The organism is Roseateles sp. P5_B10, from assembly GCF_056400485.1.
This window is the reverse complement of the sequence record NZ_JBFULE010001540.1, coordinates 1-641: the sequence shown is the minus strand read 5'-3', so window position 1 is coordinate 641 and position 641 is coordinate 1. Positions and strand designations below refer to the sequence as shown.

General features: G+C 66.9%; 1 protein-coding gene. It reads right to left on the bottom strand.

The features are described 5' to 3' along the window. Positions 1–641: hypothetical protein (locus AC1DU6_RS34475; RefSeq protein ID WP_477862979.1), on the bottom strand; the 641-nt coding region annotated here is incomplete at both ends.

Below are 641 nucleotides of genomic sequence, written 5' to 3'. Positions count from 1 at the left end.
GTGTAGCCGTAGCTGGTGACGCTGCGCGTCTGTTGCGCGCCCTGCGCATCCTTGTAGCTGGTGGTGATCTTGGACAGCTGCGTGCCGGTGTAGTTCAGCGTCACCACTTCGTCGGCCGTTGAGCTGCCGGCCTTGAAGGTGGACAGGCTGCTGATCAGGCCGCCGCCGTCGTAGTCAACCTTGACCAGGTTGCCTTGGGCGTCGCTGACCTGTGAGAGCCGGTAGATCTCCCCGTCGACATTGGCGTAGGTTTCTGCCGTGCCGGTGTCGCCATCGGTCCAGGTCCAGACACCGGCGCCGTAGCTCAGGCTGTCGAACTGGCCCGAGCCCTCGGCCGTGAGGTACTTGCCGGTGGCGGTGTCGAAGGAGTACGACGCCTCATGGCCGTCCGCATCGGTGCGCTTGATGCTGCTGCCGGTGGTGTTGACGGTGCCCACGCGCCCCGACACGCGCCGGTAGTAGCCGACGCGCCAGCCATCCCYGTTATCGCCGTCCCAGCCGCCCTGGCTGTTGTAGGTGCGAAGCAGGTCGACGTCGGGGCCGACGCCCACCAGGTATTCGTCGCGGTCCTGGATGACGAGGTTGCCGTTGGCCGCGTTGACGGTGATCTGCTCACCGGCTCGCCCCGTGGCGGCCTGCCC